Origin of the sequence: Hydrogenophaga atypica, from assembly GCF_042665215.1 — a bacterium.
GTDB lineage: Bacteria > Pseudomonadota > Gammaproteobacteria > Burkholderiales > Burkholderiaceae_C > Hydrogenophaga > Hydrogenophaga defluvii_A.
This window is the reverse complement of record NZ_JBHTCA010000029.1, coordinates 13,392-30,604: the sequence shown is the minus strand read 5'-3', so window position 1 is coordinate 30,604 and position 17,213 is coordinate 13,392. Positions and strand designations below refer to the sequence as shown.

13 protein-coding genes and 3 pseudogenes are annotated in these 17,213 nt (G+C 60.0%); 6 read left to right on the top strand and 10 right to left on the bottom strand.

The annotated features are described in order from the left end of the window. Window positions 1-441 precede the first annotated feature (441 nt). The 3 genes and pseudogenes from ACFQPB_RS21000 to ACFQPB_RS20990 all read right to left on the bottom strand — a co-directional run bounded on the left by ACFQPB_RS21000 (window position 442) and on the right by ACFQPB_RS20990 (window position 4,434). Window positions 442-957, bottom strand: coding sequence for a hypothetical protein (locus ACFQPB_RS21000; RefSeq protein ID WP_382227639.1), 516 nt, complete (start codon window positions 955-957; stop codon window positions 442-444). 322 nt (window positions 958-1,279) lie between these two features. Further along, a pseudogene (locus tag ACFQPB_RS20995) lies at window positions 1,280-1,363 on the bottom strand (antibiotic biosynthesis monooxygenase); the annotation flags it as partial. 162 nt (window positions 1,364-1,525) lie between these two features. Beyond that, a pseudogene (locus ACFQPB_RS20990) lies at window positions 1,526-4,434 on the bottom strand (Tn3 family transposase). Window positions 4,435-4,599: 165 nt separating this feature from the next. On the opposite strand from ACFQPB_RS20990, the gene ACFQPB_RS20985 reads away from it, so the two are divergent. Together ACFQPB_RS20985 and ACFQPB_RS20980 are read left to right on the top strand one after the other, a co-directional pair. Beyond that, window positions 4,600-4,881: an HAD domain-containing protein gene (locus ACFQPB_RS20985; protein ID WP_382227672.1), complete on the top strand. Its 282-nt coding sequence runs from the start codon at window positions 4,600-4,602 to the stop codon at window positions 4,879-4,881. Between the two features lie 123 nt (window positions 4,882-5,004). Beyond that, on the top strand, window positions 5,005-5,769 hold the full coding sequence (locus ACFQPB_RS20980) for an IclR family transcriptional regulator (RefSeq protein ID WP_382227636.1): 765 nt from the start codon (window positions 5,005-5,007) through the stop codon (window positions 5,767-5,769). Window positions 5,770-5,818: 49 nt separating this feature from the next. On the opposite strand, the gene ACFQPB_RS20975 is transcribed toward ACFQPB_RS20980, so the two are convergent. The 7 genes from ACFQPB_RS20975 to ACFQPB_RS20945 form a co-directional block, all read right to left on the bottom strand. After that, window positions 5,819-7,309, bottom strand: coding sequence for an NAD-dependent succinate-semialdehyde dehydrogenase (locus ACFQPB_RS20975; protein ID WP_382227633.1), 1,491 nt, complete (start codon window positions 7,307-7,309; stop codon window positions 5,819-5,821). An 82-nt stretch (window positions 7,310-7,391) separates the two neighbouring features. Continuing rightward, complete coding sequence (locus tag ACFQPB_RS20970; RefSeq protein WP_382227630.1) at window positions 7,392-8,642, bottom strand: alpha/beta hydrolase fold domain-containing protein; 1,251 nt, start codon at window positions 8,640-8,642, stop codon at window positions 7,392-7,394. Window positions 8,643-8,661: 19 nt separating this feature from the next. Further along, window positions 8,662-9,882: an ABC transporter substrate-binding protein gene (locus tag ACFQPB_RS20965; RefSeq protein WP_382227628.1), complete on the bottom strand. Its 1,221-nt coding sequence runs from the start codon at window positions 9,880-9,882 to the stop codon at window positions 8,662-8,664. A 47-nt stretch (window positions 9,883-9,929) separates the two neighbouring features. Beyond that, on the bottom strand, window positions 9,930-10,895 hold the full coding sequence (locus tag ACFQPB_RS20960; protein WP_382227625.1) for a branched-chain amino acid ABC transporter permease: 966 nt from the start codon (window positions 10,893-10,895) through the stop codon (window positions 9,930-9,932). A gap of 5 nt (window positions 10,896-10,900) precedes the next feature. Then, entirely contained in the window at window positions 10,901-11,788 is an 888-nt protein-coding gene (locus ACFQPB_RS20955) for a branched-chain amino acid ABC transporter permease (protein ID WP_382227622.1), read from the bottom strand. A gap of 3 nt (window positions 11,789-11,791) precedes the next feature. Next, on the bottom strand, window positions 11,792-12,496 hold the full coding sequence (locus tag ACFQPB_RS20950; protein WP_382227619.1) for an ABC transporter ATP-binding protein: 705 nt from the start codon (window positions 12,494-12,496) through the stop codon (window positions 11,792-11,794). Next, window positions 12,493-13,284, bottom strand: coding sequence for an ABC transporter ATP-binding protein (locus ACFQPB_RS20945; protein WP_382227616.1), 792 nt, complete (start codon window positions 13,282-13,284; stop codon window positions 12,493-12,495). Before ACFQPB_RS20945 ends, ACFQPB_RS20950 begins: the two co-directional genes overlap by 4 nt. A gap of 658 nt (window positions 13,285-13,942) precedes the next feature. Here ACFQPB_RS20945 and ACFQPB_RS20940 point away from each other — a divergent pair. From ACFQPB_RS20940 to ACFQPB_RS20925, 4 genes and pseudogenes are all read left to right on the top strand, one after another. Beyond that, window positions 13,943-14,164, top strand: coding sequence for a hypothetical protein (locus tag ACFQPB_RS20940; RefSeq protein WP_382227613.1), 222 nt, complete (start codon window positions 13,943-13,945; stop codon window positions 14,162-14,164). Between the two features lie 45 nt (window positions 14,165-14,209). After that, window positions 14,210-14,392 (top strand): annotated as a pseudogene (locus ACFQPB_RS20935) (IS6 family transposase); the annotation flags it as partial. A gap of 413 nt (window positions 14,393-14,805) precedes the next feature. Beyond that, window positions 14,806-15,234 (top strand): hypothetical protein, encoded by a 429-nt coding sequence (locus tag ACFQPB_RS20930; RefSeq protein WP_382227611.1) that lies wholly within the window; start codon window positions 14,806-14,808, stop codon window positions 15,232-15,234. A gap of 2 nt (window positions 15,235-15,236) precedes the next feature. Further along, entirely contained in the window at window positions 15,237-17,207 is a 1,971-nt protein-coding gene (locus ACFQPB_RS20925; protein ID WP_382227608.1) for a hypothetical protein, read from the top strand. The last annotated feature ends 6 nt before the right edge of the window (window positions 17,208-17,213 follow it).

Below are 17,213 nucleotides of genomic sequence, written 5' to 3'. Positions count from 1 at the left end.
TGCGCAGATTTCAGCAACGTCCCCCAGGCGGTCGCGATGGCCACGAGCAACACCGAAGAAGTGTCGGGCCGGGTGCCATTCCTCAGGTCGACCAGGCGCTGCGTCCCAAGGCACGCGCAGGGCAGCGGGGCAGCTGAAAACGGTGGCTGGTGGCACGGGGCGGTCGGCGGGGTGGTCTGAGGAGCTGATCTAAGTGCTTGTCAGGCTTGGACTTTATCCGAGGATGGCGGTGAAGTGGGGTTTTGGCGTTGATTTATTGGGTAAAGATAAATAATATAATCTATAGCCATATCGCGTCAAAAAAATCGGCCGAAGCCGTTCACGTTCGCTCACACAACTAAAGTTGATGCTGCTTTGCAACCAAATTTGATGCTTGGTCCAGTTGACATCGACTCACACGAACAAGGTACGCCGAATTCACCTGAAAATCAAGACCAGTGGCTATCCAGGAGCGTGTTGGGCGACCGCCGGTGGGTAAACTTTTTGGTGCTGGGTGAGTCCTCGGCGAAGTGCTTCGATGGCCTCGCGCGGTGAGCTGGCCAGCACCTGCAACTTGAGATCGACAACTCGGGCAATGAACTGGCCGCCGTACTCAAACAGCCAGAACCTCGGCTTGCCGTGTCCAACCCCCAATAGTCGGTGTTGGTCCACCCGCGTGCTGCTCGGTGAGATCGATTCAGCCACGTGCCACTCGCCAATGCTGCTCAAAGTCAGGCACGGACCACGGCATACGTCGACAGCGATGCGCAGCCGCCGGGCGGTCGTCTCCAGTTGTTCTTGGCGTCGGCGCGCCTTGTCTGGCAGCGGCAGCGTCCAGTCCCACCCGGGTTGAGATTCCAGGCTGACAAAGCAAATGGATTGGGGGCCGTGGATCGTCGCCCACTGGAAGGCGTCCTCGCCCGAGAGGACGCCCCAGTCGGCATGGCCTGCGCGTGCCCTCGTTGGTATTGACTGCATGGTTGTGCAGCCAAGCCCACGAGGACGGTTTCCCGTCCATGGCTGCTGTTTTGCAGCACCTGGAGGACTTCAGCCTCGGCAGCAACCCCTATGCCTCGCACGTAGCCGAATGCCACATAGAGCACGGTGGCATCCGCATGCCGCTCTTCATGGCCCCTCACTACCACGTGATGGTCAAGATCCCGGCCGCAGCAGATCCATATTGCCCCCCAATCGCTGTGGAAGGTAGCTCCCTGGGCAAGTGCAATCGAGGGGGGGACGCTGCGTAGGGCCGCGTGCCCCCCATCCTGCAGCGTGACCTGATTGGGTCAAGGCCGGGTTGTCATGCAGGCAGTTTGGCTGCAAGCAGTTCGACCTTCTCGATATTGGGCGGAGAACTGAGCAAGGTCGCGGCGTTGGCCATCAAGGGGTTGTTTTGATTTCAGTGCAAAAAGTGACGGTTCCCAGCCGCCCGGAGAGCGAGCATTGGCGCGGGTCTCGTTCTTCGGACCAGGGTAAGTCATTGTCAGGCAATGATTTTCTGTTGTTCCCTCATTCGGCCAGCAAAGCCCGGTTTGTGGGGTTGAATTCAGGCGGCAGCGCTTGTTTTGCCGACCGCTTGTGACGGCAGGATCTGGGCTGCATAGCGATCCACCGGGAATCGGAAGACCCCGCGCAGGTTGATGCCCTCCAACCGTGTGGGTGCTACCCGTCCGATGAGCTCTGGCGGTACGATCTGGCGCCGGTTGGCCCATCGATCCAGCACGGCCTGCATCTGCGCCGTGTTCCAGGACATCACGATGTTGGCCAGCAAGCTCAACGCATCTGCCACCGCCTGCATCTCGTCGGCGCGCCGGGCCTGCGCTGGGCCGACGCGCCCGGTATAGATCGCCCGTTTCAGTGCATTGACTGCCTCGCCGCGGTTGAGCACCCGCCGCAACTCGCGACGGAAGGCCTCGTTGACGAAGTAGTCGGCCAGGAATGCCGTGCGCAGCAGCTTGCCCACCTGCACGCCGGCATCGTAAATCGGGTCGCCTCTGCGGCCGAGCCGAACCGGGCCAATGCGCTCACCGCGCTGGCATGCCCGCTCGACACCGAAGCCGCCAAATGGATCAGACTGTCCCAGTGGGCTTCAATCAACGCGGTGTCGATGCCGGCCTCACAGACGGCAGCGATCTCCTCGGGTACCTTCATGCCGCGCGGCACGAACAGATGCCGCTGCTTGAGCTCCTTAAGCCTGGGACACAGATCGAAGCCCAACAGCCGGGCCAGGGTCATGGCGAAGTCCGTGTAGCCGTGTGTGTCCACTGCCAGTTGTGTCGTCTCGACCCGTTCTTGCCGCACAACACCCTCGATGGCCGCACCAGCCTGGCGTTCGTTGAGCACGATGGGCTGAGCGTGGAAGATGCCCCAGCGGTCACGCACGTGGCTGTAGATGCCGATGGAGGCCGTCTGCCGTCTTGGATCCTGGCGCGCTTGCCATACCCGTCGGCTGGTCTCCAAGCTCATCATGTCCGAGGAGGCCAGGTCGGCTCGGCCCCAGGTGGCGGCAATGGCGTGGCGTTGCATGTACTGCAGCACCGCCTGGCAGGCCAGTGTCAGGCGCCGCTCGTCACTGGCCCAGCGCATGGCCTGGCGGATGCTCGCGGCCGACAGCTGAGGGATCATGCGCGCGCACTCGGCCGCCGTGAGACTGGTGCCGTGGGCCAGGATGCCGGCGTAGACCATCAGCAGTTCCTGGCCAGAACGCGGCTCACGGCCAAGCATCACCCAGCTGAAGCGCACCTGGGCATCCACCGCCAGGATGACTTCTGGCAGTTGAACCTCGCCTATGCGTTGATCAAGACGGTGGCGCAACTTGGTGACTTCGGGATCTTCGTCGTCGGCCACCAGTGGCGCCAGATGCAGTTCATCATCCACCCGCAGCGTGCCGGTGCGCACGGCCGCAGCCACGGCATCCAAGCCGGCGCGCACACGCTCCAGCAGCGGTGCGAGGAAGTTGCCCGCTTTGACTGGCATCTGCAGTCTGGCGTAGTGGCGCCGGGCCTCGGTCTCCCAGCGCTCATCCGGAATGAACAGCCGTTCGCGACCGCGGAAGCTCAGCGAATGCTCGACCCAGACCGAGCCGTTGCGAACGGCTCGGCGCAAGGCCAACAGCGTTGCCACCTCCAACGCCCGGAATGCTCTCTCGCGGTCGGTGTCTGCGATGTCCTGCCGCCAGGCCGCCCCCAGCCGTGACGCCGTGAAGTCCTCCGGCAGGATCTTGTCGCCGGTCACGTACTGCGTACGCAAGGTGTCCAGTGCTTGCAACGTCGGATGTTCACCCGTGGACCTCCAGGCCAGGTGGCTGACGGCAACCATGAGCGAGCGCACAGGGACGATGGTGGCGATCAGTTGCCGACGGATGCCCGACGCTCGGCTCGGAGCCTTCTGCGCGCGCCTGGTGGCAACCAGCTCACGCAGCCTGGTACGCAGTTCGGTCGAAGCAGATTCGTCCTCGACCAGGTCCGTCAAATCCTGCAACAGCAGTTGGTACTGCCGTGACCAGTCGACGGCGGTACCCACCTCGTCAGCGCATTGGCGCCAGAGGTCCGTGACGCGGCGCTGGAACATGAGGATGAATTGGTCCGTCGCCGTGAGCAGGCAGTAGCGCAGGAAGCAGGCCAACTCGACGGTTCGAGCGGGTTCCTTGATGCGCTCGCTGACAGAGGGCGGACGTGTGGCCATGCGCCGGGCGTAGCGGCGCACCAGGGTGTCATTGAGCTCGCCCAAGTGGCGATCCAGGCCCAGTCCTTTGAGAAAGGTGATGCGCTCGAGCACTTCCGTGATCTGGCGCGTGGAATGCTTGGCAGGCGCGCTCCACAACCAGCTCTGACAGTGCTGGCCATCTGGCCGGGCGGTGGTTATGGCCGACGCCCAGTGCTTCAGGGTGTCGGCCGGCACCATGGTTCGCACGGACGCAGCAGTGGTGGTTTCGAGATCGGCGAGTGCAGCGGCCACCAGGGTACGAATGGCGCGCTCGTGCACGATGATCAGCCGGTGCTCGTACAACCAGTGGCGGGCCCGAAGCAGCAGTCGCTCGCGATCGGCGGTGTGCGTCACCTCGTCGCGCAACACACGCACGAGCGCGCGGCGTTGGTGTTCGCTCATCCAGGCAAAGCCCAGAACCTCGCAAGCCTGCTGCTGGTGGTCGAACAGGGTGCGGCCCCGGGTGTACAGCGCGCGCAGCGAGGCCAAATCCGGCGTCTCGATCTCCAGCAGTTGGCCCAGATGGCGCAGCAAGGCCACTGGCACGGCACGAACACTGTTCAATGGGCGCCCGCTCATGCGAAAGAAACCGATGTGCAGCGCCAGGCCCAGCTTGTGGCGGTCGCCCCGGCGCCGCTCGATCAGCTCTTGCTCGGCAGGGCTGAAGCTGAAGAAGGCCTGCAGCTCAAAGGCAGAGATCTCGCGCGGCAGCTCACGCAGGCCCAGATAAGGTGTTTGCCAACCCTGCATCGCCGCCGCTCCTCAAGAGTCGAAAGGCAGCCAAAGATACGCTCGGACAGACCGAACAGCAACTGCAGTGGAATCAACGACTTACCGCGCAGGGCCCATGCCGTTGCTGGGCAAACGAAGCGTCACTTTTTGCACTGAAATCAAAGGGACCCCTTCTCGGACGACATCAGGGCACGCGTCATTGGCGCCACGCCAGTTCTCAATCCGATCACGCGCGCGCAGTATCCGCACCCACTGAGCAAGGCCGAGCGCCAATCGGAGTGCGAGGCCTGGCTGGTCGAGCACCGAACGCCCGCCTACCCCTGGATCGCCATCGATGACCGCCATTGGTGGTTCGAGCCTGACTGCCCGCGCCTCTTTATCACCGCCCAGAAGACCGGCCTCATCGAGGCGGTTCGCGCCAAGCTGGAGATTTTCACGAGTAAGATTCATCTCGAATATCGATAAAATATTCGATATTCGAGACAAATAAGGCGCTGAGGTGGTGAGGTCGGCCTCCGCTGAACGCCCTCGCTAGATGGCAGCAAAGGCTGCCGTCGATCTCCACTTTGACACTCTCCTGAAACACTCATGAAAGAAGAAGATAAACTTCCGCCGCTAGAGCGCTACTTTCGAATACTGGAGCTTCTGGCAGGACTACCAGAAGGTGCAACACTGAACGAGTTGGCTTCGATGCTTGCATTGCCTAAGCCGACGGTCCACCGGCTACTAGTCGGTCTTCAGAAATCCATGCTCGTGACGGTGCAAACCGGGCACATCTACACCCTCGCGGCCAGGGCGCGCCGTCTTGCGGTCGTCGCGATGGATTCAGACTTCGTACAAAAGCTCTCCAACCAGCATCTTCGGGACCTTGTAGAAAAGACCGGCGAGACTTGCTACTTGGCTCGCCTGCAAGGATTAGTCGTGAAGACCGTGGCTATGGATTCCCCTAACGCTCCTTGGCGGGGCTTTGTACTGCCTGGAAAGGTCATGCACCCTCACGCCACTGCAAGTGCGAAAGCCATCCTTTCTCACGCTGCGCCGGATGTCATTGACCGCGCGCTCGACACCAAACTACCAAAACTGACGAAGTTGACTTTGACCGACCCGGAGGCAATCAAGATGGAGTATGCCCGGGTGAGAGAAAAGGGATACGCGACATGCATTGGCGAAGTTGATGATGCGCTTTCTGCGGTAGCGTTACCAATCCAACTCGCGGATGGGCATGTCGACTACGCACTAGGCGTCGTCGGCCCAAGTCCTCGGATTGCAAAGCTCATTGAGGATGGCTTGGTATCTCATATGAGGACCATCACAGAGGCTATCGGCACCGCGCTAAGGAAGGCCGTCAGCTAAGCCCCGGGGGCGGTCGCCACTTCGACTGCCGCCATGGCCCCCTGGCCTTTTAGCGGGATGCCCGGGTGTGCATATCACCGAGGCAGAGATACTTGATTTCAAGGTAGTCCTCGATGCCATGGTGTGATCCTTCGCGACCCAGCCCCGACTGCTTCACGCCACCGAACGGGACGTGCTCACTCGCAATGAGGCCTGTGTTGATGCCCACCATCCCGTACTCCAGCGATTCACCCACGCGGAAGATTCGCCCAACGTCCCGACTGTAGAAGTAGCTCGCCAGCCCGAACTCGGTGTTGTTTGCAGCCTCAACTGCCTCCTCCTCATGGATGAAGCGGAAAACAGGAGCAAAGGGACCAAAGGTCTCCTCCTTCGCGCACACCATGTTTGATGTCGCGTCAGCCACGACCGTGGGCGCAAAGAAGTTCCGCTCAAGCCGTATGCCGCCGGCGACGACTCGACCGCCCTTCTCCACGGCATCTGCCAGATGGGCCATGACCTTGGCGATGGCAGCCTCTTCAATGAGAGGGCCTTGCACAACCTCTTTATCGAAGCCATTGCCGACCTTGAGACCGGCCACCTTCGCTGCGAACTTCTGGACGAACTCGTCGTAGACAGCATCTTGAACGTAGATTCGATTAGCACACACGCACGTCTGCCCAGCATTACGGAACTTGCTTGCAATGGCGCCCTCGACTGCTGAGTCGATGTCCGCGTCGTCAAAGACGATAAACGGCGCGTTGCCACCCAGCTCCAGGCTGAGCTTCTTGATGGTCGGTGCGCTTTGCGCCATCAAGATGCGGCCGACCTCAGTAGACCCGGTGAAGCTGATGTGTCGGACCACGTCGCTCGCGCACAGCACCTTTCCAATCTCGATGCTGTTCGCACCGTCCCCCGTTACAACATTCAGAACACCTGCAGGCACTCCGGCGCGGGTTGCGAGCTCCGCCGCGGCAAGCGCTGTGAGAGGCGTGAGTTCCGAAGGCTTGATGACGACGGAGCACCCTGCCGCGAGCGCAGGGGCGACCTTTCGCGTAATCATCGCGAGAGGAAAGTTCCAGGGCGTGATGGCTGCGCACACACCGATAGCCTGCTTGAGAACCAAGAGGCGGCGGTCCTTGTCGAACTCCGGCAGTGACTCTCCGTTGACGCGCTTGGCTTCCTCGGCAAACCATTCAACAAAGCTAGCCGCATAAGCAACCTCACCCTTCGCCTCAGCGAACGGTTTGCCTTGCTCAGCAGTCATGATTCGCGCCAGGTCTTCCGCATGCGAGACGAGGAGCTGAAACCACTTGAGCAGGACACCATGGCGATGTTTGGCTGTCGTCGCTCGCCATACCGACCAGGCAGCATCGGCAGCCTGAATCGCATCCAACGCATCCTTGGCGCCGACATTGGCCACGTCGGCAATCTTCAGGCCAGTCGCAGGGTCCGTGACGTCGAACCGCGAATCGCCCGCGACATCCTTTCCGTCGATCAGTGCATGAGTTCGCAGCAGGCTGCGGTCGTTCATTTGAGCTAGGGGGTTGTGAGCAGAGGTCATGGTCGGAGCAGAATGTGAGCGGAAGTGCAGGTAAAAAAATGGCCACACCCTTTCGAGCGTGGCCAGTCCAAAGCATGGGCGCCTAGCTGACCCGCTGCTTGTAGAAGGTGTCCTTGCGGACCACCAGGCCATCTCTGAACTTGTAGATGTCACATCCCATAATGGACGTGCGGATTCCATCACCATCGGTCCAGGTCACGGTCCATTGCGAGAGACCGTTGTTGCCGCTGACCCACTCGGTACCATCAATCCACTGGATGTCAGGCGTGGAGGTAAAGCGCTTTGCCAGGGCATCTGCAATGGCGGCCTTACCCGAGAGCCGGGTGCCGCACGGCTCTTTGCCGCTGGCGCTCAGCATCTCTCCGTCTTCCGCAAAGAAGGCCGTCACGGCAGGGATGTTGTGGGTGTTGAAGGCCTTGACAATGTTCTTCAGTGTCGCAATGTTAGTCTTCTCCTGCGCTGCGAGCAGCGTGCGTTTGATGAGCTCCAACGTCTTCTGGAAGAAGACGCTGTTCTCGTTGGCCAACACGTTCAACTCGTCGAAGTGGTCGCTGTCTGGAACGGAGTAGCGTTCTATTGGACGTTCCACCGTCGAAAAGGTCTCGACATACATGTCCGCTTGTCGATGGAACTCATCGGTTTCACGTGCACCACACACAACGAGTTGCGGCGCATTGGTGAGGGGCGGGTGATACATCGGGCTTTCGGACTTCGCCTCGGCGGCATCCATCTTGACGCCGTCGTTGATGGATGAGAAGCGGACAGGCTCCAGGTCATTGAGCGGTGACAGGGGAAAACCGCCCTTGATAAGATCTGCGGGCAGTCCCCTTTGAAACGCTGGCCAGTCAGTGCCAAGCAGCATTCCGGTGATATGACCGCCAGCTGAATGCCCCATGACGAAAATGCGCTCGGAGGAAAAGCCGAGCTCGCCTGCGTTGGTGTAAAGCCAAGCAACCGCCTTGCGCGTCTGGGGTGTGATTTTTGAAATCCGCACGCTCGGGCAGAGGTCATAGTTCACCAGAGCTACAGCGACGCCATTCTTGACATACGGTTCGGCCAGAAAGCTGTACATGGACTTGTCGCCACGCTGCCAGTATCCACCGTGGAAGTAAATCAACAGAGGGGCGTCTGCATCCGCTGCGGGAAAGAAGTCGATGCGCTCACGCGAGCCCTCGCCGTACGGCAGGTCGAGCTTTCCCTTAGCAGTCGCTCGGAAGGCTTCGCTGCGACGTGTCCAATCGGGCGTCACGGTGACCTCGTAATCCGGACGGAGCGCACGCAGGTTGTACTGAGGCTCCATCGCCTCGAACGTGTAGTTTGTATTAAGAGTCATGTTGAACGAGAGCGGTGAGTTACTTCTTGAGAAGCGGGCAGCGCGAGTTGGTCACTGAGGTAAACGCTTCATCGCCGGGAATGGTCTGAACCAGCTTGTAGTAGTCCCACGCATACTTGGATTCGGAGGGGCTCTTCACCTGGTAGAGGTAGAGGTCGTGAATCATTCGGCCGTCCTCGCGGATACGACCGTTCTTGGCGAACATGTCGTTGATGGGAAGTTCCTTCATCTTCTTCATCAGTTCCGGGGTCGCATCGGTGCCTGCGGCCTGAATGGATCTGAGGTAGTGCAGCGTGCTTGAATAGACCCCAGCTTGGGACATGTTGGGCATCTTCTTCATCCGCTCGAAGTAGCGCCTAGAAAACGCACGGGTCTCCTCGTCGCGATCCCAGTAGAAGCCAGACGTCAGAAGCATGCCTTGGGCGTTTTGTAGGCCAAGCGCGTGAATCTCGTTGATGTAGACCAACATTCCGGCGATGCGTTGACCGTTCTTGCCGATACCGAACTCGGTGGCTTGCTTGATGGAATTCGCCGTGTCGGCTCCGGCCGTGGAGAACGCGACTACCTTGGACTTGGATGCGAGCGCCTGGGTAACCGCTGAGGAGTAGTCGGATGCGTTCAAAGGGACGCGAACCGAGCCAGCCACCTTGCCGCCGCCCGCCTTGACGGCTTCCATTGCGTCGCGCTCGAAGTCATGACCGAAGGTGTAATCAACAGTGACAAAGTACCAGGAGTCGCCACCGTTTTTCAGAACGGCCTTCGCAGTGGAGCGAGCCAGTGCATAGGTGTCGTACACGTAGTGCACGGTATTTGCATTGCACGCCTCGTTTGTGAGGCGCGGTGAGCCAGAGATGTTAACTACCACAATTTTGTTTTTCTGCTTGGCGATATCGCTCACAGCGAGTGCCGCAGAGGACATGTTCACGTCCATGATTACGTCGACGCCATCGACGTCGAACCATTGCCGGGCAGTGGATGTGGCCAAGTCGACTTTGTTCTGCATGTCGCTGTAGATGACCTGCACTGGTTTGCCCAGCACCTTACCGCCAAAGTCCTCGACCGCCATTCGCGCTGCAGTGACGCTTCCGATGCCGGCGACCTCGGAATAGGCGCCCGACATGTCCATCAGAAGCCCGATCTTCACGACGTTGCCGGAGACCTGAGCTGCGGCTGTCCCGGAAAGCAGCGCCGCTACAGTAAGCGCTGCGGATTTCTTAAGAATGTGATTACCCAGTTGCATGATTTCTCCTTAGTTGTGGGGACGTTGCGATGTCTCAGGCCGCTTTTTTAATGAGGCGCGCCCGCTTGCCTTTTGCGTTGCTTCAGCCAATGCTTTATCTGGCCAAACACGCCTTTCCTGAACGAAAGAACACATGCCACGAAGGTCACGCCGATGATGACTGGTGTGGGAATGATGGTGGCGGAAAGGAAGCTCTGCATGCACACCACGAGTGCTGCTCCAACGAGCGGACCGAAGAAGGTGCCGAGACCTCCAAGCAGGGTCATCAGGATGACCTCGCCCGACATTTGCCACGTGACATCTACCAGCGATGCCAGCTGGAAAGACAAGGCCTTCAAACTACCGGCAAGCCCAGCAAGTGCCGCCGACATGACAAAGACTGCGAGCTTGTATCGAGTCGGTCTGTAGCCTAGGGAGACCGTCCTGGCTTCGTTGTCTCGAATCGCGCACAGGATGTTTCCAAACGGCGAATGAATAATTCGCCAGAGGAGAAACAAAGCGCCTGTTGCGATGGCGGCAACGGTGTAGTAGAGCGTCAGCTGGTTCTCGAGGTTGATGAGTCCGAACATCTTGCCTTGCGGAACTGACTGAATGCCGTCCTCACCGCCAGTGAACGGTGCCTGGAGGAACAGGAAGTACACCATCTGCGACAGCGCCAACGTAATCATGGCGAAGTAGATGCCTTGGCGCCGCACCGCCAACGCACCGATGAGGAGACCTAGTGCTGCGGCAAAGAGCGTCCCAATCAGCAGCGCGACCTCGGGCGAGACTCCCCAGCGCTTCAGGGCATGGGCAGCGAGGTATGAGCCGCCGCCGAAGAGTGCAGCGTGTCCGAAGGACAGTAGGCCAGCGTATCCAATCAACAGATTGAAAGCTGCAGCGAAAAGCGCGAAGCAAATAATCTTGATGAGGAACAGTGGATAGACGACAAAGGGAGCCAGCGCAAGCAGGACAAAGCCCAAGGCAACTCCCAGGCGCAGTCCGGGCGCGGACGAAGGGTTGTTGGTATTCATAGCGTTTACTCCTCACGCCCAAACAGACCTGCGGGTCGCACAAGCAGCACAACGGCCATCACCACAAAGATGACAATGTTGGAAGCGGGCGAGTAGACCAACTTGGTCAGCGCTTCGAGAACACCCAAGCCGTAGCCGGTCACGATAGAACCGGCGATTGAGCCCATGCCCCCAGCAACGACGACTGCGAAAACGATGATGATGATGTTGGTGCCCATCAGCGGGCTAACTTGGTAGATGGGGGCGGCAAGAACGCCAGCGAGACCAGCCAGCGACGCTCCCAGCATATATGTCACGCTGAGAAGCACTGGCACATTGATGCCGAATGCTTGGACTAACAGCGGGTTGTCGGTCGAAGCGCGCAGGATGGAGCCCAGCTTCGTTCGTTCAATCAGGAGCCATACGGCGATGCACGTGGTCAGTGAGGCAATGACGACGAAACCGCGGAATTTCGGGACAATGGCATACCCTGTGTCCCAGACCCCGGTAAGAGCCGCTGGCACTGCGTATGGCAGGCCGGCAGAACCGAACACCTCACGCAGGCCGCCTTCAATCACTAGGGCCAACCCGAAGGTGAGTAGCAGACCATACAAGTGGTCTAGGCCGTAGATGTGCCGAAGCAGCAGACGCTCAATCAGTAGCGCGAAGGCTCCAACAAGGCACGGGGCGATGATGAGTGCGGGCCAGAAGCCAATGCCCAGCCAGTTCAGCAGGAGGTAGGCGAACAGAGCTCCAAGCATATAGAGAGAGCCGTGCGCGAAGTTAATCACTTTCAGCAGGCCGAAGATGATGGCCAGACCGAGGCTCAAGAGTGCATAGAAGGAACCGTTGATAAGCCCGATGAGCAGTTGGCCGGCAACGGCCTGTAGAGGCATTTCAAAAATATTGGTCATTCTTCAAACCCCCAGTTGCGCCTGCAGAGCCGCTTTGCGGTCACCAAGTTCGCTTGAAAGGAACGTGTCTGCGATGACGCCGTGGTCCATCACGACGAATCGGTCTGCAACGCGTTGCGCGAAAGAAAAGTTCTGCTCAACGAGAAGGATGGTCATGCCCCGTTCCTTCAGGTAGGTCAGTACATCGCCGATGCGGTCGATAATCACCGGTGCTAGACCTTCGGTCGGCTCATCAAGAATTAAAAACTGGGCGCCAGTGCGGAGCACCCGGGCAATGGCCAGCATCTGCTGCTCCCCACCCGACAGCTTCGTGCCAGCGCTCCGGCTGCGGTCCTTCAGATTGGGAAACAGCTGGTAAATTTCCTTGATGTCTAGACCTCCAACTGCAATGGCTGGAGGCAAGAGAAGGTTTTCCTCCACGGTCAGAGCGGCAAAAATTCCCCGCTCTTCTGGCACGTAGCCGATACCTTGGCGAGCTATCGAATGAATGGGCTTGCCGATGAGTTCGGCGCCGTTCAGTCGGATGCTTCCCGTTCGCCGCTTCAGGAGCCCAGTTATTGCGCGCAAGGTGGTGGTCTTTCCTGCGCCGTTGAGTCCGAGCATCGAGAGGGTCTCGCCGCGGCGGACTTCGAGGTCCACGCCGTGCAGCACTTCGCTATCGCCGTAGCCGCCATGCAGGCCTTCAACTTTCAGAACGATTTTGCTCATGCGGCACTACCCATGTACGCTTGGCGTACTTCACGGTTGCTACTTACTTCCGTGTAGGTCCCTTCGGCCAGAATCTGGCCGCGTGCAAGGACTGTGATCTTGTCGCAGAGCTTTGCGACCACTTTCAAGTTGTGCTCGACCATCAGGACGGTTCTGCCCTTGGCTACGCGGTCAATCAGTTGAGTAACGCCTTCGATGTCCTCATGGCCCATGCCTGCCAGCGGTTCATCAAGAAGGAGCATCACAGGATCCAACGCAAGCGTCGTCGCGATTTCCAGTGCACGCTTTCTGCCGTAGGGAAGGTCACCTGCTCGGTGCTTCATGTACTTGCCCAAGTCCACATCCTCGGCAAGCGAGTAAGCGCGCTCGTCGAGTCTGTCCAGGGCATTAAGAGATTTCCACCATTGACCAGAGAGGCCATTCGGCCGCTGCAGGGCCACTCGGAGGTTGTCCTTCACCGTAAGGGTGGGAAAGACCGCAGAAATCTGGAAGGACCTGACCACGCCCAAGCGAGCGATGTCGGCCGTACTCTTTGCCGTGATGTCGTTTCCGCGGAAGCAAATGTGCCCCCGGGTGGGCTTCAACACTTTCGTGAGGAGGTTAAAGACTGTGGTCTTGCCCGCGCCATTGGGCCCAATCAGCGCGTGGACTGAGCCTTCGCGAACTTGGAGGTTCAATCCGTCAACTGCCGCAAAGCCGCGAAACTCCTTCGCTAATCCCCGGGCTTCAAGAATTGGTGGAGGACTGGTCATCTCATCCCTTGTCTCGTGTATTTGGAATTTGATCATCTCGAAAAATGATACGAATGTCGATAAGTGAGACAATTATTCCTTGTGTCACAGAGGTTGTCAAGCTAGTCAAGGCCACCCGCGTGGAAAGCTGATGGCGAGTGGCGAATTTCGATAGCTACGGCTGCCTCCGCGGTATGCGAATGAGCAGTGCGCTGCCACTTCGCCGAAGCGGGTATATGCTGGTTAAGGAGCCGTCGGAGATCGCTGGACGGCTCGGGGGGGGCCGGGCGCGGGGAACCGGCTTGAGCTCCCTTACTGGAGGGGCGAGAGGGATCCCAGCGCAGTTGGCTAGGGTTCTTTCGCAAAAATAGCTTGCATTGATCTTGCATGGTCTCCGGTACATTGACCAGCCGCAGCAGGCAGTTCGTCAGAATGGCTGTGCCGCCGTCTTCGCCAGGCTCAATGAGCGGCGGCACCTTCAGGGGGCGGCCGAGCGGCCGATGCGGCCGCTCACGTCGTGCTCATTCAGCCAGCACTGGCCGGTGACGGTGTCGCCAAGCACCAGCCGCACCTTGTGGCCATCGCGCCGGCAACTCTCCAGCGCTTGGGCCGCCTTAGGGTCGGTGCCGGGGGTGAAGTAGGCCTGCCGCGTCAGCGGCGAGCGAGCCCAGGCATCGATGGCGCCCAGGTACTTGGCGTAGCCGTCCAGCGAGCCGTGGTCGCCGGCAACGAAGGCAAGTTCGGGCCGCTCCAGGTGGGCGGCGATCTGGTCGGCATGACCGCGCGCGTTGTCGAAGCCCAGGCATGTGTGGCCATCGCCGCAGGGGATGACCTACAGCCGCTGTTCGGTATTCAGGGGCACGTTCATGGCGGGTTCCTCGAAGGTTCGGGCGGAACCCGCCCCCAGCGGAGCGAGCCCCGCGGGGTTGTGGTGTAAAAAACAGAGGTTCTGTCGCAATAAGGCAGTCGGGGACAATCGGGCATGACCCCACTGCATCTTCAACTTGCAAACTCGATCTTGCGCCGGGTGATCAAGCGGCTTCACTTTCCGTTGGAGGTCATGCTGGTGTGCGTTCGCTGGTACGCGGCCTACCCGCTGAGCTTGAGAAACCTGGAAGAAATGATGGCCGAGCGTGGCGTGTGCGTCGACCATGCCACTGTCCATCCGTGAAGAGTAGTAATAGTGGAACGAGCAACTCACGCCTTCTTCATAGTGAAGGATGGTTAACGTTGGTCGCGGACGTCAGAACATTACTTCCAAAATTTTGGTAGTAAAAATGGTCCGATCTCTACCTGTGACGTAAGACTGGGACTCTTGCGTGTACGCAGCTTGCGGCGCATCATTCAACTATGTTCGCGCCACGGTCTACTGATGGACGATCGCATGTCTACTTGAGGCCACTGCCGCTTGCCCGCGGGTTTGGTCGGCGGCGGCTTGAGGTCTTCAGCCCGAAGCTGGGCCGTCGTGCGAGCTTGGGCGGCTATGACGCTTGGAAGCTCTGGCTTGCGTTGGAGGCGAACCCGCAGGTGCAGTGCTTTTGTGAGCGGCCAGCCTTTTTACCTGGACGGCGAGGGCGGATGGTCGATTTTTGGGTGCAGACGCGCGACCTCCCGTTGGGGGAATTTTGGCTGCTCCACCACCCGCCTTCCGAGGATTCCTTCGGAGAAGACACCGACGGCACTGAGCCTGAGCGAGTGCACAAATTGGCGCTACGCCTGATTGACCCTGAGGCCCTTCGCGGATGGAGCATACCGGTCGCCAATTGGTCGCAGATCATGCCTCACCTGGCCAGTTGGCGTCGGTTCCCAGACAAGTTGCTCGCCCAGTCCATTGTAGTTTTCGCCGATACCTGGCGAACGCGTGATGAGATCCTTTGGCAGTTAAGGGACCGAGATGCCACCGAGGTCGAGGCAGCGCTGTATGCGCTGGTGGTGGAGGGGAGGGTGGTGAGTCCTGACCTTGTCACCTCTCCCCTTTCTGGAACAACACAATTCAAGCGGGTGTGACTGTGACGCCGGAGATCCTGCATCCCTCTGTACGTTTGTCCCTTGGCGACTGGCCACAGGTCGACGCCAAGGCATTGCCCGAAGCAGATCGTGCGGTCTTTCAGCTGCGAAGTGGCGCAGTGGAGGCGTATGCGCAGGGCAGGGCGTTGACCGATATCGAGACCACCCTGGGCGTTCACCGTGGGACCGTCTTGCGCATGGTCTCCCGTGGACAGAAGCCTCATCACGACGGTCGCCTGTGGGGTTTTCGGGCACTGGTGCCTCGTGCACGGGTAGAACCCTACCGACGCGTCGCGGCACCCCAAGTGCTTACCCACACGAAGGCCGGAAATGCCGGGGCCTTTGACCAGCTCTTGCAGCGCTATCCGAGGCTGTATCAGCAATTGCGCAACGAACTGACAGAGCGCCGGGTCACACTGAGGCCCAGCGGTGATGGCAGCCGTCTTTACAACGTCAAGGGCGCAATCGCGCGGTTCCATGCGACGTGCCGCGCGCTGGGACTGGGCGCTACGGACTATCCGTTCAACCAGAAGGACCGTGCCGTGCGTTCGGTCGGCCGCCTCTTGCTCGCCTGGCTGGAGGACGACTGCTCGCTGGCACTCCGCGCCTCCGGTGCTCGCTTCAAGCCCAGTTCGGCACTACGGCACACCGAGCGTGCCGCCTTGCGTGCATACGACACGGTCGAGTTTGATGCCCACAAGCTCGACTTGCGACTCAAAGTCCTGCTTGAACGGGACCCTCTGGGTGGGGAGCACGTGGTGGAGATGGAGCGGATCTGGCTGCTGGCGATCATCGACGTTGCGACGCGCTGCGTGCTTGGTTGGCATTTGAGCTTGTCTCGGGAGTGCAACCGCTTCGATGCCATCGAGACCATGAAACGGGCCCTGCTCCCGATGCACCGTCCAGAGCTCACGCTGCCAGGGCTTCAGCTTCTGCCCACTGGTGGTTTTGTCACGCAGACCTTTGAGCAGACGACATACGCCTGCTGGCGCCAGATCCGCCTCGACAACGCCCGGGCCCACCTGGCAACGACCAGCTTGGACGTGGTCTGCGAGACCCTGGGCTGCACGGCAGATTTCGGTCCAGCCTACCAGCCAGACGACAGGCCGTTCGTGGAGCGGTTCTTCGGCACCATGACGACCACGCTGGCGCGACGGCTGCCCGGTGGCATTGACCCAGCGAATCTCAAGCTGGCAGTGAAACGCCTTCGTGACCCGAAGGATTCCCTGCAGCTGCTCGTCACTGCCCAGGAGCTCGAGGAATTGCTCGCGATGACGATCTGGAACTACCACGGCACGCCTCACGCGGGATTGGGTGGACTCACGCCATTGGAGGCAATGCACCAGCAATTGGCGGGTATTCGTACTGAGCCGATCTCACTGCGAAGGCTGCACCCTATATTGCGAAAGCACCCGCAGTTGCTGCACGACCCGGTGCTGTGCCGAGTGCGCGGCAACCTGGCTCGCGGCGAGCGGGCGCACATCAGCTACCTGCACGTGCGCTACACCAGCGACCAACTCACTCGCCGGCCCAGCTTGCTTGGCGAGCACCTGCGTGTCCACGTTGATCCGACCGACCTGCGCACCGTGCTGGCCACGACCGCAGATGGCGAAATTCTCGATCCGCTGCTGGCCAGCGGTGCCTGGCGCACCGAACGCCATTCCCAATGGTTGCGCCAGGCCTTTTACAAGGCCAAGCGTCAGCGTGAGCTGAATTTCGCGATGGGTGAGGACCCGATCGAGGCGTTTCTCCATCTGCGCAAACGCGAGGCCACCAAGCGCAAGCGGGCCGCCAATGACGTTGCACGTGTGCAGCACGAGCGCGTGCGTCAGATCAAAAACACCCGCACCCATGATCCTGTCTCGGATTCCACCTCAATCGGCAATAGCCTGCCGGAAGTACTGGCCGCTCAACTGCCCATCGGCCCCGTGAAGCCCAGAAAACTTCGGATCGAGCCCGGGCAGGTGTACTGAGTAGGA